Here is a 23,803-nt window from a genome sequence, read left to right as displayed (position 1 = left end):
TCTCTTTACTTACCGCTTTTTTTTTCGTAAATTGAGTAGTACTCCTTATTGTTCTCAAATATGTGGGGTGGAAGTAAGAACCGGAAATCAAAACCCAATTGGCATTGCCAATTAAAGGTTATAAAGACCTTTCTGCAGAGTGTACATTTTTAACCGTTAGATCCAAAGATTATGCCTATTCGTAAATTAAAAGAGTTTTTAGATGAGCGACATATTAAATATGTAACAATTCGGCATTCATCAGCCTACACCGCCCAGCAAATTGCAGCATCGGCCCATATTCCGGGTAAAATGCTTGCAAAAACAGTAATGATTAAGGTAGATGGAAGGATGTGTATGGCTGTACTGCCAGCATCTTATTTGATTGACTTTGATTTATTAAAACAAATGCTGGGGTGTAAAAAAGTAGAGCTGGCGCATGAGCAAGATTTTAAAAATATATTTCCACAATGTGAAGTGGGAGCTATGCCTCCATTTGGTAATTTATACAATTTGGAGGTTTATGTGGCTGAAAGTTTAGTTGAAGACGATGATATCGTGTTTAATGCAGGAACTCATACCGAGCTTCTTATGCTTTCGTATGAAGATTTTCATAATTTAGTTGAACCTGTTACCTTAAAGTTTACACATAAGAGTTATGCGTAATTAAGTAAAATGAAACGCCCATGAGTAAATTATCATCAGTATACAAACAAGCATGATTAGTTCCATGTGGCAATAAAAAACAAATCTAGACATATGAAACAAATAATTGATTCTTTTTCTGTTCTTACTTCATTTTTAATTTAAGATAGTTCTCTTGTATTCCTTCACACAACCAACTGGCTAAGGCTTGTCGGTTTTCTGCTTTTATAAATCGCATTTGATCGTTGCGGTTATTAATATTGCCTAATTCAATAAATACCGAAGGCGGAGTTGTTGTTTGCAGCATGTATAATCTTCTTGTGCCAACGGTTCCTTCATAACCCCGGTTAGGTTGAAATTCGTCATACTTATCTTTCATTTTTTGCTGTAAAGTAAGGGCTAAATCTTTTCCTTTACTGCTTACTGCATGATGATAAAAATACACGTCAGTACTGTTGCCTTTACTTCTTGAGTCAAGATGGAGGATAATTAATCGTTGGTAAGCCGATTTATTTTCATTTCGCGCTAATAAATTGATGGCTGCGGCTCTTTGTTTTAATCGTGGAGTATGTTTTCGGGGTATTGTCTGCGAAGGGTAGCAAAGTTCATCTTTATCGGGTTTTAGGTAAGCTGCATCTCTAATACCATCATCAGGGTCTTGAATGATGAAATGCACTTTGGCACCATGCGACAGAAGTTCTTCACCCATTCTTAGTACAATATCATATGCATATTCGTCTTCTGTAATTTTGTGGCCCGAAATTGAGCCTACTGCTCCCGGATCAGGACCTCCATGTCCGGCCACTAAGTAAAGAACAGCTCCGCTCAATGAATTATCAACCTGTTTTATATTTTCATGATCTTCGCCTAATAGGGAAGCTAAATGCGTTGAATAAAGAAGTGGCAGCTTATATTTTTCACCGGCAATTAAATCACCATTTTTGGTAAACCGTCCTTGATTCAAATACTTAAAATTTTCTAAATCGTTAATGGGAGATATGTGGTTTCGCAGCAGAAAAGAGTTGAAACCTTCACCATTTTTCGCGGTACTCCATTCGTAGTTTTCCTGAGCGAATGAAGAAGCAATACTTAAAAGAAAAACAGTAAAAAGGATAAGGATATAACGAATCATTTTTAGGGGTATTTTTGTGAAAAAATAAAAATACAAGTTTTTCAGTAAATCTTGTTCTTAAAATAATTATTTGTCACCAATTACAGCTTAATGGATTTATTGAATAGTAATTGTTTTTGAATCAATAGCATAAGAGGTGAAGATTCCATAGCCACAACTAACGTTGGAATGAAGATTTACCTTCTTGTAAAAAGGTGAGTCATCACGATTGTAATAAGCGGTTAATGATCGTTCATACTTGAAGTAATCGGATGTAATGTGGTACAATTCCAATTTATATTCCTGATTTACTTCCGAATCATTAAATAATTCATTGAAAGCGTATATTGAAATGCTGTTGGTCTCTCCGTCAATATTTTCATCGGAGAATGTGTGGCTTCCACGAAGCATATTTTGCTGTATTCCAATTGAATTCCCGGATAGATTGCCATTGAAAATAATGTTATCGCTATAGAAATCTATATCTGAGAAAGAAGTTCCATTGTATGCTTTCAACAAAATCATGTAGTAATTTTCCTGCAATGCTTCATCATCAAATTGAAAGGTAAATTCCAGTTTGTTTTCTTCCTTAATCTGATAGGAAAGATTTGTTATTGCAGCTTTTTGTAATGTTTTGGTTTCAGATTCAGCCGTTCCTAAATCAGGGTACGAAACTTCAATTTGGTAGGAATTACCAGCTTTTACTGTATATGAGTTTAGGGAGTACCATCCATCGTTTTCATGTATCATTTTCCCTAACAGCTGATTGTTTTCTTTTATGATGATGTTGGCATCGGGTAAAAAAGTGTTGCTGGACTGCTCCTGAAAAACTGAACTTTTACTTACATGAACGCGGAGTAAACTATCCACCCCAAGCAGCGAATTGATAACCAATTTTGGTTCTTCATCAGGAATAGGAACCTGCAGCTCTTCCTCGCAGGAAAAATGAAAAAACAGCAGGCAAATATTGAGAAAAAGTAATTGATATTTCATAATAACTCTTCTTAAAATTTATAGGAATAACTTACACTTGGAAGAAATGCGAACAGACTAATTTGCTTCAAGCTGTAACTGGTGGTGCCAAATTCGTTTTTTGTTTCACTTATGGAAACGTAGTTGGCATTTTTCCTGTTGTACACGTTATTAATACTGATATTCCATGTTCTTATTCCATGTTTCTTGAATTTTCTAAAATTGATTGAGAAATCCATTCTATGATAATCCGGTAATCTAAACCCATTTCTGTGTGAAAAAATAGGCGTTGAGGAAATTTTTCCGGGATAATAGGGTGAAACCGAACTTATATTTGTTGAAGAAAGTGTCGCAGGCAAACCGCTTCCATAAACCCAGGCAACGGAGAAATCGACTTTCTTGCTTAATTTTTGATTTAACAAGACTGAGAAATCGTGACGGCGGTCGTAAGGGGAAGCAAATGTTTTGCCACTATTTATTTCCGGATATTTCACAAAAGATTTGGAAAATGTGTACGCCATATTTCCTGTAGTTTTACCATTGGTTTTGCTCAGATTAAGCTCTAAACCATTGCTCCACGATTTTCCAGCTTCTACTATATTTTCCCAGTCGGCACTCACATTCTGAAAAAAATATGCATCGCTGAATTCCAAAACATTACGGGATAATTTGTGGTAATATTCAGCGGTTAACTTTATTGATTTAGAGAAAGAATAATTGGTTCCTCCGGTATATTGAAAGGAATCGATAGGTTTAATTTTACTTGTTACAGGCAGCCATAGATCGGTTGGCAGACTAAGTGAACTGGTTGTAACCAGATGGAGGTATTGAGTCATCTGCGAAAAGCTTCCTGTTACAGTCCATTTGGGATGCAGATAATATTGAGCACTAAACCTAGGTTCTATGGTAGAGTAGTAGGTTCCTTCTACAATAAAGCTACTCCATCGTGATCCCATATTTACAAGGAATTTTTTTCCGAACTGAATTTGACATTCACCAAACAGGATTAATTCTTTTGAGCTGATAATTTGATCGTTGTATGTGTTTTGTTCGTTTTTATTGCTGTTTCGGTACAGTTCGCTGCCAGGTTTTGTGTGATGCAGTGAGCTTTCCATTCCAAATTTCAGATAATGTTTCGAGTCGGGAATCCAATCGAATTCCGATTTAAGTGTGAAATCACGAATGCCTGATCTAAATTGATAATTGTAGTTTTCTTTAAAACTTTCGCCTTCATTTTGCACGGATTTCTTATCCTTAACTAAAAAGGTATATCTGCTTAGTATCAAAGAAGTATTTCCGAAAAGGTGGTTGCTGTATATATGGTTCCAGCGAAGAGAATTTGTAAAATTACCCCATCCAACTTTATTTTCGGTTTTCTCTTTTGATGTGGTTGTTGCCTGTTCCGTATTTTTTAAATTAATTAAATCGCCGCCCCAATAGGTACTGAAAAAAATCTTATCGCGTTGAGAGAATTTATGTGTGAGCTTAAAATTTAAATCGCCATAATAGTAGCCACCGGTCACATCGCTGTCTGCTAGTGCTAAAATGCCTTTTAGCAGTAAATCGAGATAGGATCGCCGAACCGAAAGGTTGAATGTTGTTTTGTCCTTTTTAATTGGACCATGAAGGTTAAATTTGGCCGTTAAAAGTCCTATACTAAAATCGCCGCCCAATTTTTTCGAATTCCCGTCTTTCATGCGAATATCGAGAACGGAAGAAACACGACCACCGTAATGTGCGGGGAAACCTCCTTTTATCAGTTTTACATGGTTTATGGCATCAGGATTAAAAACGGAAAATAAGCCGAACAAATGTGAGGAATAGTAAACAGGAACATCATCGAGAAGAATTAAATTCTGAGCAGGCGAACCGTTTCGTACGATAAATCCGCCAAGGCCTTCATTCGCGGACTGAACACCAGGAAATTGGATTAGATTCTGAAACAGATCATTTTCGCCTAAAATTCCTGAATTACAGAATTTGTCGGAAGTTATCGTATTACTGCTTACAAATTGATGATTGATGTTATTGCCTTTTTTGTCAGCAACGACTTTAATTTCATTAAGAATGGTTTTGGGCTCTAAGGCTATGTTAATACTGGTGTCTTGTTTGGGGAATATGCTGATGACAGCATCCTGATAGCCAACATAGGAGATTTGTAGTTTGTAGACTTTTTGATTGAGTGAAAAGCTATAAAAGCCAAAGTTGTTGCTAATTGTACCTGTGTAATTTTCTACATTAACTACACTTGCGTTGATAAGAGATTCGCCTGTTTCGGAATCGGTTATGAATCCGCTGATGCTGTATTTTCGTTCTGATGGAGGAATGCCAATTAAAAAGATTTTATTCTCGCGGGTGATAATTTTAAATGCTTTTGCATCAATAATTTCGTTCAGGAAATATTTAAGGCTTCCTGTTAAGGCGGGAAGTTCAATGTATTGATTTGTATTTAGTTCGCTGGTATAACTAAATTCAGCACCGGTTTGTTTACTTATTTCGTTCAATAATTCATGGAGAGGATAGGCAACGTTTGGAAACTCTAATTGTTTAGACATTAAATGCTCCTGACCGAATACTGATGAGGAGAAAAGAAGGCAAGAAAATAGAATTAATAATTTTCTCATGAAGAGTGTTGGTTCAAAATGAATATTTGTCAAATTTACAATATGTTATCATAAACGACAAAGGGAAGCCCGAAGGCTTCCTTTTAAATTTCTGTATTGCTCTAATTTAGAGAGCTGCGTAAATTTATTGTTGAAAATTAATTTACTTTCTTAAAAATATATCTGGTAATATAAATTCCTTTTCCATCTCCTTTACCGCTGTCACTCTCAACACCACTGGTTACAAAAGCAAGTTCCCAACCTTCAGCACTAAGCTTGTTTATTTTCGATGATGTTAATGCATCGTTTGAAGCAATGTTTTGGAAATTGATACCAGCTATACTATAAAAGTTCAATAATTTTGTTTCAGCAAATTTAGACACTTTTGCATCAGAACGTTTTACATCACCTTGATCACTTTTTTTACCATCGGTTCTTTCTGTTGTAAACGCTTCTGCATCAATAGCGTCTTTCTCTTCAATTAACCGGGAACGTCCAATTCCCATAGGAACAATTGATTCTACCGATGTAATAACTTTGTATTGCACTGTCTGAGCATGTGATTCGAATACAAATCCAAATGCGATAATCGCAATAAATAAAAACTTCTTCATTTTTCTATTTTAATAATTATTAATATGCTAATTTATATTTTTTATCGAATTATTCATAAAGACAAATTCGTTTTCTGATATAATTTTTTTTTGATTCTCCTTTTTGAATTCAGGCTCTAGAAAGCAATTCCCAAGGTAAGTCCGGCTCTTAACGTAAAGCCATCCCAGTTGCCGGTATCAAAGTCTTCTTCGGTTCCTGATTTTGCATCAACATCAGCGCTTGTGTAACCCGGTCCAAAAAACCATTCGAAGCTTACTCTTTTCTTAAAAATATACTGCTGACCAATAATTAAACCGGCACCCAATCCGTTTAAGGTGGCTTCATCATTTACTTCATTCTCCAAATTGTAATGCAGATAACGAGCGTAAGGCGCTACGAAAAATCCTTTTGGTGCCGGCGAATCTGAAAGATAAAAGCGGTATTCAGGAGTAATTCCCCAACCTCTTATTTTGGTGTCGTCCCAGGTATTGCCGGTGTACAAAAGTCCCAATTGAATACTGCTGTTGTCGTTCAGTTTGTGTTCTATAAAAAATGATCCTGTGCGCACCAACGGACTTAATAAATTGGCTTTAATTACTGTATTTTGTGCTTTTGATATACTTATGCCTGCAAGCATGATAAAAGCGAATAAAACGATTCTGTTTCTCATTGGTTTAAATTTTAGAATTAGTTTTTATCATCAGTAATGGAGAGATGATTTCCCTTTTTCGTAATATGAACTTTTAAAACAAGTTCCAATTCGTCAATTACTTTGTTGATAGGCGCATTCGAAAAAGAATTGGTGTAGGTGAGTGTATCTAATTTAGCACTCCTGTTTGTGATTTTTACACCGTAATAATTCTCAAGATCACTGAAAACTTTCGCAATTGGCGTGTCCTTGAATGTAAGAACATTGGTTTTCCATGAATTGAAATTTAATTCTTCGTTCTTCGATTCGCTTACCTTACGTTTTTGAATGATTCCTTTTTCTCCTTTGGTTAGATAAACTATTTCCTGCGTTTTCTGATTTTTCAGACTTACTTTTCCAGAATTCACACTTACAATAGTTGTTCCATCCATTTCATTTTTAACATTGAAGCTGGTACCAAGCACTTCAATAATTGCATTTCCGGATTTGATTATAAATGGTTTGGTCGGATCGGGCTTCACTTGAAAGTAGGCTTCTCCTTCCATCTCTACATTTCTTACTTTTGAATTGAAATATTTTGGATAAACGATTTTACTTTCCTTATTTAAAAACACTTCGGTTCCGTCAGCCAATACAATTTGATTTTTTGTCTGCAGACTTTTGTATTCTGCGTATTTACCAAAGCCTGGTGTTGTCTGATACAGGTAAACCAAACTAAGTGAGAGCAAAACAAGAACAGTGGCTGCATATTGCATAAACAAGTTTACCTTTTTCAGTTGAACTGTTTTTCCTGATTTTGCTTTTATAATTTTCCAATCAGCAGCTTCATCAATTTTTTGGAACACTTCAATTCCTTTACTCGATTTCCAGATTTTCTGCATTTTAAGAAAGGTATCTTTGTTTGCAGAATCAGCTTGTATCCACTTTTGGAATTCCTGCTTGTCCTGATCAGAAGAAGTTTCCTCTAAAATGGCCTTTAAAAGCTGCTCGTCGATATGTTGATTGTTTTGTTTCATTTTGCTGTTTCTAATGGTATGACAAATAAGAATGACCGCACACGTACTTGAATTCAAAAAAAAATTATTTCAATGCGTTCAATAGGTAAACAATAAGCAGTGATGCCAGCATGGGGCCAATTGTTATCCGTAAGCTTTTTAGAGCTTTCGAGATTTGCGTTTCGACTGTGCGTTTCGAAATTCCTAACTGATCAGCAATCTCCTGATTGGTGAAACCCTCTATTCGGTTCAGTTTAAAAATTCGCTGACATTGCTCAGGCAATTCATCAATTGCTTTAAAGAGGGCGTATTCTAATTCTGTCTGTTCTAATATTTTATCAGCTTCCAAGCTAAAACCAGAACTTAAATATTTGATGTTCTCATGATGAGTGGCATGGTTTTTTCTTTGTTTGATGGTATTTAGGCAGGCATTTCGGACCGAAGTAAACAAATGTGCCTTGGCTGAAGTGTGAATTTTTACAGATTCCCGATTATCGAACAGATGAACAAAAACATCCTGAACAATTTCCCTTGAATCATCTAAATCGGACAGGAATTTATTGGCATAAGCCGTTAAAACAGAATAATGTTCTTTAAAAAGTTGTTCTATTCTTGTTTCCGTCAGGTTTTCGAACTGTTGGGTTTTTAGCGCGTGTTCCATTTTTACTACTAGACTGATTTGTGCATGCAATACTTTTTTTAGAAGGGGAATTTAACCTCTTTCTAAACAATAGACAATTAAATAGGGGTGGACACGTATCATAAAATGAAAAAAGTTTGTTTTACTTTGAATAGACATGGTGCTTTCGCTTTTGTTTTTTACTGAAAGCCTCACTGATAGTGGGGACTTCAGTTTTTAATAAATTAGAGAGGTTTCCCCAACATGAAATAGGAACTTGTTAGGAGCGAAGGCTTTATTTTTATTTCAGAATGTCCTTCGTCCGCGGGAGAAGCCTGTTTTTTCCTTCTTAAACTCCTTCTGCATCAATGCGAAGGCTATTTTTCCTGCGTAAAACTGCTTTCGCTCTAATGCGAAGGTCTTTTTCTCATCAAAACACTTGTTTCACATCAATGCTAAGGTATTATTCTTATCATTAACCTTGTTTGCATTACTGCGAAGGTATTAGCACGCAGCTTAGAGAACCATCCGCAAGAAGCGGAAGGACTTTGGACATCAAAATGTTCTCTTCGCTTTAGTGCGAAGTAGATTCCATGTGCAATTTGGAACAATAAAAGGAAGTGAACTGGAAGTAATTCTTTGCTCGGATATATTCTGCTGTGAGCGAGATATAAAAACACCGAAACTTTAAAGCTTCGGTGCTGGTTTTGTGCTTGTATTTAATCAATAAAAATGGCTTTGCAATTGTGCAAAGCCATTTTGTTTATTTTTTTGATTCGATCTAGCTTAAATACAAGGCAATGGAAACACCAATAAAGGTACCGATGATGTAACCCAAAATACCAACCAGAATTCCGGGTGTCACCAGCTTCTTTTGTCCCATAGATGCTGCCATTGGAGCTGCAACCGATGGCCCCATGATGTTTGCCGCCGATGAAATTACCACCTCGTAAACATCCAGTTTGAATAGTTTGGCCACAGCGAGCATAAACAGGAAATGGAAGAGCATAATGGTTAGGTAAAATCCCAATACAGCAGGGCCAATGCTAAATATTTGTGTCATGTTGGTGGCAGCACCAATTACCGCCAAAAAGATGTACATCATCCACAAACCAAGTGAAAAGGCTGTGTCTTCCAATGGTTTTAGTCTTTTAGGAAACAGGTTAGCGGCAAGCACTGCTAAAACTGTAATCACCAATATGCTAAGGTTTAATTTGGTGTGCAATAAGTCTTGAAGATAGGGAGACAGAAGGTTTCCCAATCCGGCAATTAAAGCGGCAATAAATACCGAAACGGCTACCCGCTCCAAACTCATTGGGAATTGTGCTTTGTCGGATGATGTGGCAGATTCCTCTTCGTTTTCTTTCTTAGGTTTTACAAAAAAGCGGGATAAGAACAGGAGAGAAGGAGTAAGGAACAGAAATAGTGTATATAAATTCGATACAAAATTATCAACAGCTATGGTTGCCGTAAATAATGGATTGGTGCTGAAATTTAAGATCTCGGCAGCAGCAATAAAATTTACACTTCCACCAATAAGTGTGGCAGCAATTACACCAGCTGTGTTTCCTGAATCGGGACCTAAATCAATCAGCCAAAATGCAATAAAGCATCCCAGTACAATTCCAATAGCACCTAAAATATAGGCTACCAATAGCTTTCCACTCTCTTTCACAATTTTAAGGATGTTGGAACTGAACAGCAGCATGGGAATAGAAATGGGGATAAAATAGGAGAATACCATATCGTATACATCTACTTTAATGGTTGGGTTGGATGCTACCGGTACCACGCCAGCCATTGCAAGCAACGACATGGATATCATGGTAACCAAAATTCCGGATAGTTTGCCAAACCATTTTTTGTGTTCGGAATAGAGACCAAAAGCCGCAGCTCCGGCTATCACGAAAAACAAGGTTAAATTGCTTTCGGGAGATATTAGTGATTGCATAGTTGATTGATTTAGATTAAGAGGAACGAATATATTTCGATTTTTGCCGAAATGCAAAGAATCAGGCCTATTTATTGTCGGCAGGTATAGAGTTATCCTTAAAAAAAGAACCTCAAATCCATTTTGGTTTTGAGGTTTTATTTATTTTGTATTGCTTACTTTTTTTTCTTTTTCGCTGCCTTTTTCGCAGGAGTTTTCTTTTTTACACTTTTCTTTTTCGGATTTTGCAGAAAATCTTCTGCTTCGTCCATTAGCTCTTTCAAACTTTTCGAGTAATCTTCAGAAAAATCGATAGTTGCAGTGTATTCTCCTTTCGATATGTCCATTACCTGAATTTCGGTGCCGGTAAACTCTTCAATTTCAGCTAATAATTTTTTTTCATCCGTTGGGTCGCAGAAAGAAATGGCCAAACCTTTTTGAACACCTCGTCCGGTTCTGCCCACACGGTGAACGTAATTTTCGGCAACATCGGGCATGTCGTAGTTTACCACATAATCAACATTGGGAATGTCGATACCACGGGCACTAACATCTGTTGCGATCAAGATTTTTACCTTTCCTGTTTTAAAAGCATTTAAGGCTATTAAACGATCATCCTGTTCGCGGTCTCCATGAATGGTTTGTGTTTCTATTCCTACACGTTCCATGGCTTTGTGAACGCGTTCCGCTCTTACTTTGGTTCTTACAAAAACCAATATTTTACTTTCCTGATGTTCCTTAATCATACGTTCCAGGAAGAAACGTTTATCATCCATTTTCACAAAGGCAACTCCATGCTCTACGTTCTTGGATACAGGATCTTTAGGCGAAATTTGAATGCGGATTGCACTTCGAACCAGCGAATAAGCCAGTTTTTTTATTTTAGGCGTGATTGTCGCCGAAAAAAACAAGGTTTGACGATTCTTTGGAAGAAAACGAATCAAATCCTGAATGTCTTTTATAAAACCCAAGTCCAACATATGATCGGCTTCATCCAAAACCAGGGTTTCTACTTTATCAAGCTGAATAAATCCCTGACTGGTTAAATCGAACATTCTGCCGGGCGTGGTTATTAATACGTCGATTCCACCTTGTAAACTTGCAATCTGAGGAGCTTGTTCAACACCGCCGAATACACAAAAGCTTGTTACTTTGGTATGCTTTCCAATTTTTTGAAAAACTTCGGTAATTTGAATGGCCAGCTCGCGGGTAGGAACCATTACAACACATTTAATGCCGTTGCTGCTTTTGTTATTCTTAGCTTTGTGCAGTTTATCGATAATAGGAATCGCAAATGCTGCTGTTTTTCCTGTTCCGGTTTGTGCAATGGCAAGCACATCTTCTCCCCGTACAATTGGAGGAATGGCTTTAAATTGAATGTCGGTAGGTCTGTTAAAACCTAAACTTTCTAAATTTCTTTTAATATCGGGGGAAAAACTATATTGACTAAATTTCATTTTTTGTATTCAGATGATTTTATCGTGCAAAGATAGGTGTAAAATATGGTTTTGTTGAATTCCTAGGATGCTTGTTGCTAAAAGGGAATATCATTTATGCTTTTGCCGCTTTTTCCAAAGTTTTTGTTTCTGTCCAATATCTGAAATAGCCGTAACCACCAATTACAATGGTACCAATAAAAGTTAAACCATTGGAAAGAATTCCAAAGCTGATTCCCGCATTTGGATCCAACTGAAAGGCAAGGAACAATTGAAGGAGCAGAAAATGAGTTGTTCCAATTCCTCCCGGACTAGGTAAAGCCCAGCCGATTCCGCCAATAAACAGAATCACAATGGCAAAACTGAATGAGTATCCTGATGTTTCAGGCAAACAAAGCAGATAGATGTAATTTAAGACAACGAGCATTGTCCAGATTAGCAATGTTAATACAATAAATTGGAATCTTTTTTTAAGAAGCAAGCCTTGCTTAAGCGATAGAAACATACTTTGTAAGAATTCAACGATCTTTTTTACCGGACGCCGTTCTGATTTTTTTATTCTGCGTAAGCTAATCAAGAAAAGGATAAAAAGAACAAGTATGGCAATTGGAATTACATACAAATATCGGTAGCCGTAAATATGAGAAATTCCACCAATAGTAGAGTCCATAATTCCCTGTAAACGATCCAGTTCAATCCAAAATACAGCAAACACACCAAGACCCAAAATCAGTAAATCGTAAGCCCGTTCGGCCATAACGCTTCCCATTGATACTGAAACCGGAACTTTAGTTGTTTTTTGCAGAGATGTGCAGCGAATTATTTCTCCGAATTTTGGAGTAAAACTATTCACGAAGTAGCCTAGCAGGACCGAGGTTAGTACTTTATCCGATTTTGGTTTTTCTCCGGATTCTTCAATAAGCAGCTTCCAACGCAAGGCCCGCAGGTAAAAAATGATGAATAAACATACGAAGCTAAGCAGTATAAAAAAATAGTCAGAATTTGCTAAGCTTTCCCATACCGGAGCCATTGGTTTTTCACGCAAAGTGAGAAACAGGAATACAGAACCAATTAGTATCCCAATTGAATTTTGTATTATTTTTTTTATTCGACTTCCCATTTAATGAAGTTACTGATTTATTAATTTTTTGTAAAGAAATACAAAAATAGGAAGACTTTTAGAATATTTTGTTTCCATAGGAAGTATTATAACATGATGCGGTTATTTCCTGATGGTTTGATAAGCTTCCTTCAGCCAGTTTTTTAGTTGTTGATCAAACTCGGATAATCCGCCAACGGCAATGCGGTGCAGTACCCGGTTTTTAGATATTCGTTTGCACAGGTAAATTGGAAATTGATCTTCTTCCCGTTGCAGTTGAAACTCCAATATCAGATGATTTCTTTTTGTGTATATGGATAAAAAAGTTGCACCTGTCTTACATTGAACACAGGTCTTTAAATAAATAATTTCAAGATTCTCAAAAGTAGCCAGATAGGATAGAAGAGTTTCAAACAGTTCCGATATATCAACATTCATTTTCTGCAAATGAGTTTCTTTATCGGTAATAAAACACGAGTGATATTGATTTGGACCCGATAATTTTCTTTTGCAGTTAGGACAAATGTAAGTCATGAATACTTTAAATTCTATTCCGTTTTACTCGTATCCATTGCAACCTGCTGCATGCTGCTGCTGATTCTTTTAATGGCTTCTTTAATATTGTCTTCGGGCTTAATAAATGTCTGGTTGCCCCAGAATTTGTTATCGTAGCTTAGGTTTTCAGTGGAAAGAATTGTTGTTGGAGCAATTATTTCGTGATGTTTAAATTTTCTAACATTGATGGTGTCTAATTTTGTAGTTGCCATTTCGAAAGTTGTAGAGAAGGTCTGTGAAAACAACTTTTTTTTATTTTTCACCTTAAATTTTAAATTTCCTAAAGTGTGATTTAAATAATACTTACCATCAATATTTCGGTAATTTACAGAATATTGAATTAGCGCTGGTCTAACTTTGGTTTTAGCATTTGCCTTGCTAATAAACCGATTGGTTAATTCGGGCAGCCTACTTTGATTATAACCAAAATCTGCACCAATAATTGCCAGACTTCGGGTTTCAATTATTAGTTTACCTTCCAGCAGAGGTGTGGTGATATTTTCTTTCGGCTTAAAATCAATAATATAAACAGGTTTGTTGTCGAATGTGCTGATATCGGATAAACGATAGGTGTATAGATCCATAAATTCAGGATTCAAAAATTCGGGTTGATTTTGGACAATATCCAATAGTAAACATCCTTGAATGCCTCCTTTTAATCGAAAAGATATGGTATCCAGGCGGGATACGTCATAAATTTTGCGGCTCTTAAATATTTTCACCTTATCAGTTAGTTCGTTCTCCGAATAAGGATATTTGTAAATATCCAAAACAGATTCGAGGTAAATCATATACTTGTTGTTTTTAAGTACAGATTCCCTGTAGAAAGAGGTTAGATTGGAGGCGTTTTGCGGATAATTGATTTCTATTCTATTGACAGCAGCCTTTATTATTGATTTTGGATCGTTGTTTCGAATCACCACTTCCTGAAGCGAAATAAAATCCTCTTTTAGTTTAATTTGAAGTTTGGTATTTGAGATATCGGAAACAGGGATTTCGAAATTTTTAAATCCAACATAGGAAACAACCAGTGTGTCTTTACTATTTTCCGATGAAAGAGTAAGGGCAAATTCTCCATCCAGATTACTAATTGTGCCAATATGTTTGCCTCTAATACCAATACTGGCGTATGGCAGAGATATTTTAGCTGATTGATTCGTTACTTTGCCATTAATGTTTCGGTACGAAATGTAAGGAATCATACTTGAAGTAAGAGGTTTATCTGTTTTGTATTTCGCGGGAACAATAATAATATGCCTGTTTACCACTTGAAACGTAAGGCTGGTATCCTGCACTATTTTCCTTAGTAAAATTTCAAATTCAACTTCATCAGCTTTAAGACTAAGTTTCTTTTTATTTGTAAATAAATCAGAATTGTAGGTAAAATAGCAATTGTTTTTTGCCGCAATAGAATCCAAGGCATCATTAATGCTTAGTTCTGAAAGATCAACTGAAATCTTGTTTTGTAAGAGCGAACTCTGTGCGTTGACTTTTTGAGAGAAACATATCACAAGTACAAGCAGAGCATTTAAAAGGATGCTTTGCACTAAATTCTGATATATTTTTCTTCTTTTCATTTTAGAAATAAATTATTTCAGCTCTTTTTTTATCGTAATTTGAGAACCACTCTTCTCATATGTCAGGTTATGTGGCCGGCATAAGTTTTCCAGAACGTCATTAAGAGGTGTTTTATTGAATGATGTGGTGATCGGTAAATTTTGAATTGCTGTGTCGTTAAATTGAATATTAACCTGATAGGTTCGGTTAATAACCTTAGCTACATCCTGTAAACTCATCGCTTTAAAAACCATCAACTGAGTTTTCCAGGAAAGATAGTTTTCATCGTTTTGTGTTCTTTTTTCCAGAAAATCTTCCTGTAAAACGCCAAAATCGCCCTTTTCCAGAATAATTTTATTATCAGGTTCTTTTGCAAGTGAGAATTGAACCTTACCCGATTCAACCAAAACTTCAACATGCTTATTGGAAGCATTCACGTTGAATGAGGTGCCCAAAACTTTAATTTCAGCATTGCCCACTGAAATGATGAATGGTTTGGCAGGATTTTTAGCAATTGAGAAAAAAGCTTCCCCGGTTAATTTTACCCTTCTTTCTTTTCCTGCAAATAATCTTTCGTAAACCAATTCCGATTTGCCATTAAGTGTTACAATAGAACCATCAGCCAATGTAATGGATTTACCACTTTCATTCAATTCCGATGAAATACTTTGATAAGGAGCAAGTTTGTCATTGTAAATATGATATGATGCAAGTCCAAGGCCAATGGCAATAATTAGCATGGCAGCAATCTGTATGAGTTTTTTTGTGTTTTGGAGCGAAAATAAAGGAATAACCTTGGCGGTATTTGCCTTTTTAAGATCGCTTAAATTGGATTTTACTTCCAACCAGGCTGCGTCAACATTAAATTGTTGTTGAATTTCGTTAACCTCTTGAATTAGACCCAAATCTTTATCGGATGCAGAAACAATTTCTGCATACTCAGGATTGGAATCAATCAACTTTTCAAATGCCAATTTTTCCTCTGCACTCATCTCTCCACTAAGGTATTTTGAAATGATTTCCCACTCAATTTTATGTGATGTATTTTCTTTCATTTTGTTTATAGCACAATAATTCCAACGTAATCTTTTAAATTTTTTCGGAAGGCTTTTAATGCCTTTCCCATATTTGCTTCAACAGTTTTAACCGAAATAGATAACTTATCGGCAATTTCCTGATATTTTAAGCCTTCAAACCTACTCATTTTAAATATTTTACTGCAACGATCGGGTAAATTTGAAAGAGTTTTTTGAACAATGTTGTAAATTTCTTTTTCTTCAACCGAATCTATTGGTAATGAGCTTTCCGGCTTGTTATTTTTAATGTATTTTTCATACTGTGTTTTAACGCCTCTTTTACGCAAAACCTGCAAGCTATTAAAATAAGTTGCTTTGTAAAGGTATGCTTTTAGTGAGGTGTGTATTTTTAAATCTTTTCTGTTTTCCCATAACTGACAAAACAATTCCTGAACAATTTCTTCAGCCTGATTTGTGTCTTTCACAAAACGCAGCGCGTAATGACATAGTAAAGGGTAATATGCTCTGAATAATTTTTCAAACTCTTGTAAATTACCTTTTTGTATGTGTTTAAGTATAGTATCTGTATCTTCCGGCATTTTCGTATCTCTTCCCGTATTTTAAAAAGCTTGTAATACTTTCTAAGTTAGGATTTTTCAATCATTAGAGGAAAGATCTGCAATATTATTGTTGATATTTCTTTATCCATAACCGATTTATTTTTATGGATGAAAAGAACCGTTCTGAATATTCTCATGTTTCCCCAAGCATGAGTGAACGGTTCTTTTTCTTGTTTTGAATTCAGTTGCTAAAGGTTGCAGGATAACTAACTCAAGTATATTTTGAATTCAAAATTTCATTATCTGGCTTTTCTTTTCAATTTCCGAATTGCCGACTCGATGGATTGGTCTGGCTCAATTGTATTGTATTCTCCCCAGAAATTAGCATCCGCAAAGTTGTTTACTTCCTCAGCCATTATTTGATTTGCTCTAAATTTATCATCTCCTCTAAAGCGCACAATATTCTGTTCGTTACGGTCGGTAATCGCAATTTCAGTCATTGCGCTATAGTTGGTGTTGAATAATTTACGTTTCCAGTTGCATTTAAAATTGATCTCACCTCTGGCATAATTGAAATACCATTTGCCATCTTTTTCAGTATAGTTAACTAAGTAATCGGCTGAGGTAGGAGTTACTTTTACACCTGCAGGTTTGCGTTTAATAAACATTCGACTGGCTTCCTCTTCATTACTTAGGTTCAAGCTAAATTTTGCACTTGACAGGGCCAAATTTGTCGATTCGATGTAAAGTAATCCGTAATACAACGGAATATCTATATTTTCTTTTTGTTTAAACTCAATTACGTAATGAATCTTGTCATTAATTTTAGTAATTGATTTGATTGAAAAATTATAGTTTTCGATAAAATCATCGGAAAGCAGATTGTAAGGGTTTTTCACAACATCTAAAAGCAATGATGTGTTCGGTCCGCCCTGTAATTTGAACAATAATGTATCCATTTTCTTTACATCCTGACTTTTGCGTCCTTTGTAAATTTGTACCTGATCATCTTTTAATTGTCTGTATCCCGCTTTGTGAATGTTTACAATAGCTTCAGAAATGGCAACGTAGGTTCTGTTTTTCTTAATTGTCTCGCGGTAAAAACCCTTCATCATATTTGGGTCTTTAGGGTAATTCTGACCGATTTTAGCCAAAATACTTTTTACTAAAAACAGAGGATCTAATGGGTAAATGTTAATTTGGTCCAAAGGAATAGTAACTGATTCCAGCTTTAATATATTTTTCTTATCCTTTAATGAAGAAATAGAAACTTCGAGATTTTTGTATCCGATATAGGTGATTTCAATTTTGCTAACAGGAAGGTCTTTAGCAATTTTCAATAGAAATTCACCATCGCTGTTCGATACTGTAGCAACATTAACACCTTTAACAGCAATTGTTGCAAACATAAGAGGTTCATTTGTTTTGGAATCCTGAACTTTCCCTTTGTATACATCGTATTTTAAGGTGTCAATAACCTGTTGTACTTTAGTTTTTTCTTTCTTAACATTATTTCCCTCCGCTGCCATTGCATTGCTGAAAGAGAAAAACAAAAAGGCAGAAAGAATGATTGCGAAATAAAATCTAATTTTTGTTTTCATGGCGATTTATTTTATGTGATAATAATTTTAAAATTAGGAGAAAACCGATCGTGTATTTTCTTGCTTCTACTACTATGATGCTTTATGAATAAAATACCCTATCATTTTTTTATTTTTTTTGTTCGTGTTTTTTTACAAGCCTTATATGTTCTATATTTATCTAAAATGGTATAAATAATTTCTCTCTGGCAAGGGTTATTATTTATAGATGAATGTGAAGAATATAATTTAATCAATATTAGCAGGCTTGGTTTATGAGAGTAGATTATTGTAAAGAGAATCTTATTTTAAAAGTATTCCCGACTGTAGGGGGCTGTTTTGAAGAAGGATGGAGTGTTCTGAAAAAACACTTTTTAATCTTATTACTTGCAATCATTGTTTCCGGAGTTATTGATATGCCCATGGGATTTAATCAAATGGGATGGGATGACAGCGATTCATTTAAGATCGGTTTGGCATCGTTCAAATTTCTCGGATTTATCTATTACCTACTGGTTGTTACTCCGTTTAGTTATGGTGTAGATTGGATGTTTTTGAAAGCATCACGAAAAACGGAACCTCAGTTTGAAGAAATTTTGAATGGGTTCAAGAAGTTTCTATTTGTAATTTTAAGTCATTTATTGGTGATTGGAATAGTCGTAGTAGGCTTCCTGTTTCTTATTATTCCTGGAATTTATTTGGTTTGCAAGTTGATTTTTGTTCCCTTTTTAATAATGGATAAAAAGGTAGATCCAATACAGGCTGTAAAGCTTAGCTTTTATTTGAGTAAAGGCTACTTTTGGACAATTTTTGGAATGGGAATATTATCATTCCTAGTCATTATTTTAGGACTTATTTGTCTGTTTGCAGGAGTATTGGTCTCGATAGTTTGGATACACTCAGCTTTTGCTGTTCTTTACAAAGCGTTAGACGATCTGCATTTTGAGGAGGCTTGTGAATTAGCAGGTATTTCTCCTGAAAGTATAAGAAACTAAAATTTCAATATTTACATTATAAGAAAGGGAGACCATTTTGATCTCCCTTTTATTATTGTATGTTTTAAATCTATTTAATCAAGTGTCTCGATAAATCAAGCATTCGAACAATTGGTGCTTTTGCCTTTTCCATAACATCATCGGGTAAGATGATTTCAGGTTGTTCGTTTTTTAGTGCCAAGTATAACTTCTCCATTGTGTTCAGCTTCATATAAGCACAATCATTGCAAGAACATGTTTCATCTGCAGGAACAATTAAAAATTCTTTGTCAGGAGAATCTTTTTGCATCTGATGAAGAATTCCCGTTTCTGTTGCAACAATGAATTTTTTAGATTCGCTGTTTTTAGTGTAATCCAGCATGGCTGTTGTTGAGCCAACAAAATCGGCAAGTAACAATACCGGATGCGCGCATTCCGGGTGAGCAATAAGTACAGCATCAGGATTTTCAATTTTCATTTTCATGATTCTCTCCGAAGAAAGGATATCATGAACTTCACAGGTTCCATCCCAAAGAACCATTTGTCGGCCGGTTACTTCATTTATGTATCGTCCAAGGTTTTTATCAGGAGCAAAAATTATTTTCTGATCTTTAGGAAAGGATTCTACAATTTGAACTGCATTTCCTGACGTACAAATCACATCAGATAAAGTCTTAATTTCGGCTGTACAATTGATATATGAAATAACAATATGGTCGGGGTGAAGTGCTTTAAATTTACGAAAATCATCCGCTGGGCACGAATCTGCAAGAGAACAACCAGCCTCTAAATCGGGCAGGAGTACTTTTCTTGTAGGATTTAATATTTTGGCTGTTTCAGCCATGAAATGAACGCCGGCAAACAAAATAATGTCAGCATCTACTTCTGAAGCCTTTTGCGCCAGAGCCAGACTATCACCTTTAAAATCGGCTATTTCCTGAATGTCAGGCGTTTGATAGTAATGGGCAAGAATAACTGCATTCTTTTCTTTTGCTAATTGAAGAACCTTATCTCTCATTAAGTATATATTTTCTTAGTCTCTCGTTAGGTGAATACGAGTGCAAATATCCTTAAATTATCGCGAAATTCAAATCATAGCAACATGTTTAGAGTTTTAAACTACTTATTTAGACCGGGGAATAGGTTTAAGGTAAAAGGAACAAGGTAAAAGGAACAAGGAACAAGGAACAAGGAAAAATGGTAAAAGGAAAAAGGAGATAGGCTCGGGATTAAAACAAAAAATTCCTAACAAAGGTTCTTTTTTATCAAACTAAAAATCCATAGTATTGATATTTCAACCGGTCAAGCCTTAAACACATAAGCATGTAAGGTATATTCCAAGATATTTTGGCACACAGGGAAATGATTATATGGTAAGTTCTCCCGAAACTAGTTCGGGACAGGCTATATTACAAAAACCTAAAATTATAATTATATGAAAAATAGAAACCAATGAAAACATCTCTACTCGAAATATGTTGTTACTCTGTTCAGTCAGCGATTATAGCAGAACAATCCGGGGCTGATCGAATTGAATTGTGTGCTGGCGTTCATGAAGGAGGAACTACTCCCAGTGCTTCTTGTATCAAATTAACGAAAGAGTTAGTACGTATACCTTTATATGTAATTATCAGACCTCGAGGAGCCGATTTTTGTTACTCTGATATTGAGTTTGAGTGTATGAAGCTGGATGTAATTCACTGCAAAGAAATTGGTGTGAATGGGATTGTATCTGGTGTTCTGTTACCTGATGGTAATGTTGATGTGGAAAGAACCAAGGAATTGATCGATTTGGCAAAACCAATGAGTTTTACTTTTCACAGAGCTTTTGATATGGTGAATAATCATTTTAAAGCCTTGGAGCAATTGATAGAGATTGGAACCGCTCGAATTCTCACATCCGGAGGAGAACAAACTGCTGTAATGGGCACAGATTTACTTAAAGGCTTAGTTGAAAAGGCAAGTGGACGAATAGTGATCATGCCGGGAAGTGGTATCAATCATGAAAATATTTTGGGTTTAAAACAAAATACCGGAGCTAAAGAGTTTCATTGTTCGGCAAAGTCTTTGGTGAGAGGGAAAATGGAATATCAGAATCCGAAAATTGCAATGGGAGGCGAAGAAAATGTGCCTGAATTTGAATTTTATGAGGCAGACTCCAAGAAAATTCGTAAAATTGTAAGCATCCTAAAAGCCGAGGACAAATAACTAATTATTCTACTAATGAGGAAGATTTCTATCCTTCTGCTTGGTCTCATTTTCTTTTGGGGCTGTTCCGATGCACATTTTATTCAAGACAATGCTGTTCGTGCAAAAGTTTCCAACCGATTCGAAAAACGAAAAGAATTTGCATCCAATAGATCAAATGAACTTTTCTCGGTATTCCAAGAAAATATAACGACTGAAGAAAAAGAAGCATTGCAGTTTTTATATGCGTACATGCCTTTGTGCGATTTGGCCGATTACAATGGCGATTTCTTCTTAAAACAAGTTCGATCTTCGTTTGAGGCCAGAGAAAGTTTTGAGTGGGGTAAAAAAGTGCCGGATGAATTATTTCGCCATTTTGTGCTGCCATACCGTGTAAACAATGAAAATTTGGATTCGGCCCGATGGGTTTTTCTGAAAGAGTTGAAACCAAGATTAAAAGGCATGTCGATGAAAGAGGCAGTGCTGGAAGTGAATCATTGGTGTCACGAAAAAGTAAATTATGCTCCAACAGATATTCGCACAAGCGGACCGCTAAGCATTGTGAGAACTTCGTGGGGAAGATGCGGTGAAGAATCAACATTTACCGTTACTGCCTTACGTTCTGTAGGTATTCCTGCCCGTCAGGTTTATACTCCACGCTGGGCTCATAGCGACGACAATCATGCTTGGGTGGAAGTTTGGACGGATGGGAAATGGTCTTACTTGGGAGCTTGTGAGCCTGAACCCGATTTGAATATGGGTTGGTTTACCGAACCTGCCCGCAGAGCTATGCTGGTGCATACCAAAGTGTTCGGTGATTTTGAGGGAGATTATGAAGTTGTAAAGCGTTCAGATAATTTCACTGAGATTAATGTAGTGGAGAATTATGCTGATGTGAAGAAAATTTACGTGCAGGTCGTTGATCAATCGGGTAATTCAGTTGAAAATGCAAGAGTAGATTTTGGATTGTATAACTATGCTGAGTTTTATCCAATTGCGAGTAAGAATACTGATTCTGATGGAATATCTTTCCTCACTACAGGTTTGGGTGATCTGCTTATCTGGGCTGGTAAAGAGGGGGAGTATGCTGGCAGGAAAATCAGCGTAAAGCAAACCGATACGCTTTGTTTGGAATTGGGTCGTGGCTTTTATGGAGAGCAGATTACCGATTTAAATATGGTTCCTCCGGTTGAGCAAGATCCTTATTCGGTTGATGAGAGCAAAAAGAAACAAAATGATATTCGTCTGTCCTATGAAGACAGTATTCGAATGCAATATAGAACCACTTTTATAGATTCCATTACTGCCTGTAAATTAGCTGATAAAAAATCTTTGGATGCAGGAATGATCTGGAACCGCTTCAAGAAAAGTCAGGGAAATTGGAAAGAGATTCGGAAATTTATTGAATCAATATCTGAAGGAAATGGTGCAATTGCAGTTGAGCTTCTTAATTTAATTGCTGATAAAGATCTGCGTGATACGCGATCTGAAATACTGGAAGATCATTTGAGTAATACGATCGGAAAATACAAGTTGGAAGATTACAGTTCCAAGGAGCTTTATTTGAAATATGTTTTGAATCCAAGAATCAGCAATGAGTGGTTAATTGCTTACCGAGGATATTTACAGAATGCTTTTGAGGGTAAATTTACAGGTAATCGAGCGGAGAGAATTGAGCAAATTAAGCAATGGATATTAAAGGAAATACAAATTACCGAAGAGGAGAATTATTACAATCTGCCAATTACTCCAAAGGGTGTTTATGAGCTAAGAATCTCGAATGCTGAGTCGCGTGATGTATTTTTTGTGGCTCTTTGCCGAAGTTTAGGGATTCCTTCGCGTTTGGAGCCAGCAGAAAAAACACCGCAGTATTTCGATGGTAAAGAATGGTTGAATATTTATTTTGAAAAACAAATAGTTAATCAGCCAGTTACTGGTTTTATGATGTTGAATAATACCGCAAAGGATTTTGATCCGGCTTATTATATGCATTTTACAATCGGGAAAATGATTGATGGTGTTTATGAAAGTCTTGATTATGGCTGGGATTCTAAATTATCCGATTTGCCTTCAAAATTGGAATTGGAAGTCGGAAAATATAGGTTGGTTACAGGCAAACGTGGCGCTGACGGAACTGTTTATACACATTTGAATCATTTTGAAGTTTTAAAAAATCAGACCACTAAAATTGATTTGATATTCAGAGATCCAAAGGTTGAGAGTAAGATATTGGGTCATTTGGATACTAAACTGAAGGTTTTCAATGATAATGGGGAAGGAGTAAGCCTTAAATCATTAGAGAAGCAGGATGCAATTGTTTTGATGTGGCTGGAACCAGGAAAAGAACCAACCCGACATTTAATGGAAGAATTTAAAGATATCAGAAAGAGATATCAGGAATGGAATGGTAATATTGTTGTATTGCAGGCGGAAGAAATTTCTGATGAAAACTTAACAGATGCTTTTTTTGCTAATATGCCATCAAATTATAAGCTGTATAAAGATAAAAACAATGAGTTGATTATACAGGCTAAAAAGGAGTTGGGCATTACAGGTAAAGTTGAGAAGCCATTACTATTGGTTTTACATTCCAATGGCAATATTCAGTTCGCTTCCCGCGGATATAAAATTGGGATTCATGAGCATTTACTTAAAGTTTTGGAAAAATAATCTAAAACAGAAATCTCTTGATGGAATAAAAAAATGCCGCTTCAATTATTTGAGGCGGCATTTTTATTTTAA

The 23,803-nt window shown here is 35.8% G+C and carries 20 protein-coding genes; 4 read left to right on the top strand and 16 right to left on the bottom strand.

All coding sequences use genetic code 11. The features are described 5' to 3' along the window. Nucleotides 1–171 precede the first annotated feature (171 nt). A complete protein-coding gene (locus BZG01_RS01120) occupies nucleotides 172–645 on the top strand; it encodes an aminoacyl-tRNA deacylase (RefSeq protein WP_101307981.1) in 474 nt (157 codons plus the stop codon). A gap of 124 nt (nucleotides 646–769) precedes the next feature. Here BZG01_RS01120 and BZG01_RS01115 read toward each other — a convergent pair whose 3' ends face one another. The 15 genes from BZG01_RS01115 to BZG01_RS01045 all read right to left on the bottom strand — a co-directional run bounded on the left by BZG01_RS01115 (nucleotide 770) and on the right by BZG01_RS01045 (nucleotide 17,921). Beyond that, nucleotides 770–1,756 carry an N-acetylmuramoyl-L-alanine amidase family protein gene (locus BZG01_RS01115; protein WP_101307980.1) on the bottom strand — a complete coding sequence of 329 codons (987 nt, stop codon included), beginning with the start codon at nucleotides 1,754–1,756 and terminating at the stop codon, nucleotides 770–772. Between the two features lie 96 nt (nucleotides 1,757–1,852). Further along, nucleotides 1,853–2,728 carry a DUF4249 domain-containing protein gene (locus BZG01_RS01110; protein ID WP_101307979.1) on the bottom strand — a complete coding sequence of 292 codons (876 nt, stop codon included), beginning with the start codon at nucleotides 2,726–2,728 and terminating at the stop codon, nucleotides 1,853–1,855. 11 nt (nucleotides 2,729–2,739) lie between these two features. Beyond that, nucleotides 2,740–5,331: a TonB-dependent receptor gene (locus BZG01_RS01105; RefSeq protein ID WP_101307978.1), complete on the bottom strand. Its 2,592-nt coding sequence runs from the start codon at nucleotides 5,329–5,331 to the stop codon at nucleotides 2,740–2,742. A 137-nt stretch (nucleotides 5,332–5,468) separates the two neighbouring features. Then, a complete protein-coding gene (locus BZG01_RS01100) occupies nucleotides 5,469–5,924 on the bottom strand; it encodes a hypothetical protein (protein WP_101307977.1) in 456 nt (151 codons plus the stop codon). A gap of 116 nt (nucleotides 5,925–6,040) precedes the next feature. Beyond that, nucleotides 6,041–6,574, bottom strand: a complete 534-nt coding sequence (locus tag BZG01_RS01095) for a DUF3575 domain-containing protein (protein ID WP_101307976.1) — start codon at nucleotides 6,572–6,574, stop codon at nucleotides 6,041–6,043. Nucleotides 6,575–6,591: 17 nt separating this feature from the next. Further along, nucleotides 6,592–7,569, bottom strand: a complete 978-nt coding sequence (locus tag BZG01_RS01090) for a FecR family protein (protein ID WP_101307975.1) — start codon at nucleotides 7,567–7,569, stop codon at nucleotides 6,592–6,594. A gap of 64 nt (nucleotides 7,570–7,633) precedes the next feature. Further along, a complete protein-coding gene (locus tag BZG01_RS01085; RefSeq protein WP_101307974.1) occupies nucleotides 7,634–8,209 on the bottom strand; it encodes an RNA polymerase sigma-70 factor in 576 nt (191 codons plus the stop codon). 739 nt (nucleotides 8,210–8,948) lie between these two features. Further along, nucleotides 8,949–10,118 (bottom strand): DUF819 family protein, encoded by a 1,170-nt coding sequence (locus tag BZG01_RS01080; RefSeq protein ID WP_101307973.1) that lies wholly within the window; start codon nucleotides 10,116–10,118, stop codon nucleotides 8,949–8,951. Between the two features lie 155 nt (nucleotides 10,119–10,273). Next, on the bottom strand, nucleotides 10,274–11,554 hold the full coding sequence (locus tag BZG01_RS01075) for a DEAD/DEAH box helicase (RefSeq protein ID WP_101307972.1): 1,281 nt from the start codon (nucleotides 11,552–11,554) through the stop codon (nucleotides 10,274–10,276). Between the two features lie 94 nt (nucleotides 11,555–11,648). Then, nucleotides 11,649–12,653, bottom strand: coding sequence for a lysylphosphatidylglycerol synthase transmembrane domain-containing protein (locus BZG01_RS01070; RefSeq protein WP_101307971.1), 1,005 nt, complete (start codon nucleotides 12,651–12,653; stop codon nucleotides 11,649–11,651). A 102-nt stretch (nucleotides 12,654–12,755) separates the two neighbouring features. After that, entirely contained in the window at nucleotides 12,756–13,166 is a 411-nt protein-coding gene (locus BZG01_RS01065; RefSeq protein ID WP_101307970.1) for a DUF5655 domain-containing protein, read from the bottom strand. Nucleotides 13,167–13,180: 14 nt separating this feature from the next. Then, a complete protein-coding gene (locus BZG01_RS01060) occupies nucleotides 13,181–14,764 on the bottom strand; it encodes a carboxypeptidase-like regulatory domain-containing protein (RefSeq protein WP_101307969.1) in 1,584 nt (527 codons plus the stop codon). Between the two features lie 12 nt (nucleotides 14,765–14,776). Continuing rightward, complete coding sequence (locus BZG01_RS01055; protein ID WP_101307968.1) at nucleotides 14,777–15,799, bottom strand: FecR family protein; 1,023 nt, start codon at nucleotides 15,797–15,799, stop codon at nucleotides 14,777–14,779. A 5-nt stretch (nucleotides 15,800–15,804) separates the two neighbouring features. Continuing rightward, a complete protein-coding gene (locus BZG01_RS01050; protein ID WP_101307967.1) occupies nucleotides 15,805–16,359 on the bottom strand; it encodes an RNA polymerase sigma-70 factor in 555 nt (184 codons plus the stop codon). Between the two features lie 260 nt (nucleotides 16,360–16,619). Then, a complete protein-coding gene (locus BZG01_RS01045; protein WP_101307966.1) occupies nucleotides 16,620–17,921 on the bottom strand; it encodes a carboxypeptidase-like regulatory domain-containing protein in 1,302 nt (433 codons plus the stop codon). A 254-nt stretch (nucleotides 17,922–18,175) separates the two neighbouring features. Between BZG01_RS01045 and BZG01_RS01040 the strand changes: the two genes are divergently transcribed. Beyond that, complete coding sequence (locus BZG01_RS01040; RefSeq protein ID WP_101307965.1) at nucleotides 18,176–18,895, top strand: hypothetical protein; 720 nt, start codon at nucleotides 18,176–18,178, stop codon at nucleotides 18,893–18,895. Between the two features lie 70 nt (nucleotides 18,896–18,965). Here the strand turns inward: BZG01_RS01040 and nadA are convergent, their stop codons facing one another. Further along, a complete protein-coding gene (gene nadA / locus BZG01_RS01035) occupies nucleotides 18,966–19,892 on the bottom strand; it encodes a quinolinate synthase NadA (RefSeq protein WP_101307964.1) in 927 nt (308 codons plus the stop codon). Nucleotides 19,893–20,326: 434 nt separating this feature from the next. On the opposite strand from nadA, the gene BZG01_RS01030 reads away from it, so the two are divergent. Next, nucleotides 20,327–21,082 carry a copper homeostasis protein CutC gene (locus BZG01_RS01030; protein WP_101307963.1) on the top strand — a complete coding sequence of 252 codons (756 nt, stop codon included), beginning with the start codon at nucleotides 20,327–20,329 and terminating at the stop codon, nucleotides 21,080–21,082. Between the two features lie 15 nt (nucleotides 21,083–21,097). Next, on the top strand, nucleotides 21,098–23,731 hold the full coding sequence (locus BZG01_RS01025; protein WP_101307962.1) for a transglutaminase family protein: 2,634 nt from the start codon (nucleotides 21,098–21,100) through the stop codon (nucleotides 23,729–23,731). Nucleotides 23,732–23,803: the final 72 nt, after the last annotated feature.

It is taken from the genome of Labilibaculum manganireducens, assembly GCF_002843385.1.
In the GTDB taxonomy this organism is placed as follows: domain Bacteria; phylum Bacteroidota; class Bacteroidia; order Bacteroidales; family Marinifilaceae; genus Labilibaculum; species Labilibaculum manganireducens.
The sequence above is the reverse complement of the archived record's forward strand: the minus strand, read 5'-3'. Positions and strand labels throughout refer to the sequence as shown.

What these genes read in the sequence shown, in the direction of transcription:
- BZG01_RS01110 (WP_101307979.1), bottom strand. Translation starts at nt 2,728, where the DNA reads ATGAAATATCAATTACTTTTTCTCAATATTTGCCTGCTGTTTTTTCAT.
- BZG01_RS01100 (WP_101307977.1), bottom strand. Translation starts at nt 5,924, where the DNA reads ATGAAGAAGTTTTTATTTATTGCGATTATCGCATTTGGATTTGTATTC.
- BZG01_RS01045 (WP_101307966.1), bottom strand. Translation starts at nt 17,921, where the DNA reads ATGAAAACAAAAATTAGATTTTATTTCGCAATCATTCTTTCTGCCTTT.
- BZG01_RS01050 (WP_101307967.1), bottom strand. Translation starts at nt 16,359, where the DNA reads ATGCCGGAAGATACAGATACTATACTTAAACACATACAAAAAGGTAAT.
- BZG01_RS01085 (WP_101307974.1), bottom strand. Translation starts at nt 8,209, where the DNA reads ATGGAACACGCGCTAAAAACCCAACAGTTCGAAAACCTGACGGAAACA.
- BZG01_RS01075 (WP_101307972.1), bottom strand. Translation starts at nt 11,554, where the DNA reads ATGAAATTTAGTCAATATAGTTTTTCCCCCGATATTAAAAGAAATTTA.
- BZG01_RS01030 (WP_101307963.1), top strand. Translation starts at nt 20,327, where the DNA reads ATGAAAACATCTCTACTCGAAATATGTTGTTACTCTGTTCAGTCAGCG.
- BZG01_RS01115 (WP_101307980.1), bottom strand. Translation starts at nt 1,756, where the DNA reads ATGATTCGTTATATCCTTATCCTTTTTACTGTTTTTCTTTTAAGTATT.
- BZG01_RS01070 (WP_101307971.1), bottom strand. Translation starts at nt 12,653, where the DNA reads ATGGGAAGTCGAATAAAAAAAATAATACAAAATTCAATTGGGATACTA.
- BZG01_RS01105 (WP_101307978.1), bottom strand. Translation starts at nt 5,331, where the DNA reads ATGAGAAAATTATTAATTCTATTTTCTTGCCTTCTTTTCTCCTCATCA.
- BZG01_RS01055 (WP_101307968.1), bottom strand. Translation starts at nt 15,799, where the DNA reads ATGAAAGAAAATACATCACATAAAATTGAGTGGGAAATCATTTCAAAA.
- BZG01_RS01095 (WP_101307976.1), bottom strand. Translation starts at nt 6,574, where the DNA reads ATGAGAAACAGAATCGTTTTATTCGCTTTTATCATGCTTGCAGGCATA.
- BZG01_RS01060 (WP_101307969.1), bottom strand. Translation starts at nt 14,764, where the DNA reads ATGAAAAGAAGAAAAATATATCAGAATTTAGTGCAAAGCATCCTTTTA.
- BZG01_RS01065 (WP_101307970.1), bottom strand. Translation starts at nt 13,166, where the DNA reads ATGACTTACATTTGTCCTAACTGCAAAAGAAAATTATCGGGTCCAAAT.
- BZG01_RS01025 (WP_101307962.1), top strand. Translation starts at nt 21,098, where the DNA reads ATGAGGAAGATTTCTATCCTTCTGCTTGGTCTCATTTTCTTTTGGGGC.
- BZG01_RS01080 (WP_101307973.1), bottom strand. Translation starts at nt 10,118, where the DNA reads ATGCAATCACTAATATCTCCCGAAAGCAATTTAACCTTGTTTTTCGTG.
- BZG01_RS01090 (WP_101307975.1), bottom strand. Translation starts at nt 7,569, where the DNA reads ATGAAACAAAACAATCAACATATCGACGAGCAGCTTTTAAAGGCCATT.
- nadA (WP_101307964.1), bottom strand. Translation starts at nt 19,892, where the DNA reads ATGAGAGATAAGGTTCTTCAATTAGCAAAAGAAAAGAATGCAGTTATT.
- BZG01_RS01040 (WP_101307965.1), top strand. Translation starts at nt 18,176, where the DNA reads ATGAGAGTAGATTATTGTAAAGAGAATCTTATTTTAAAAGTATTCCCG.
- BZG01_RS01120 (WP_101307981.1), top strand. Translation starts at nt 172, where the DNA reads ATGCCTATTCGTAAATTAAAAGAGTTTTTAGATGAGCGACATATTAAA.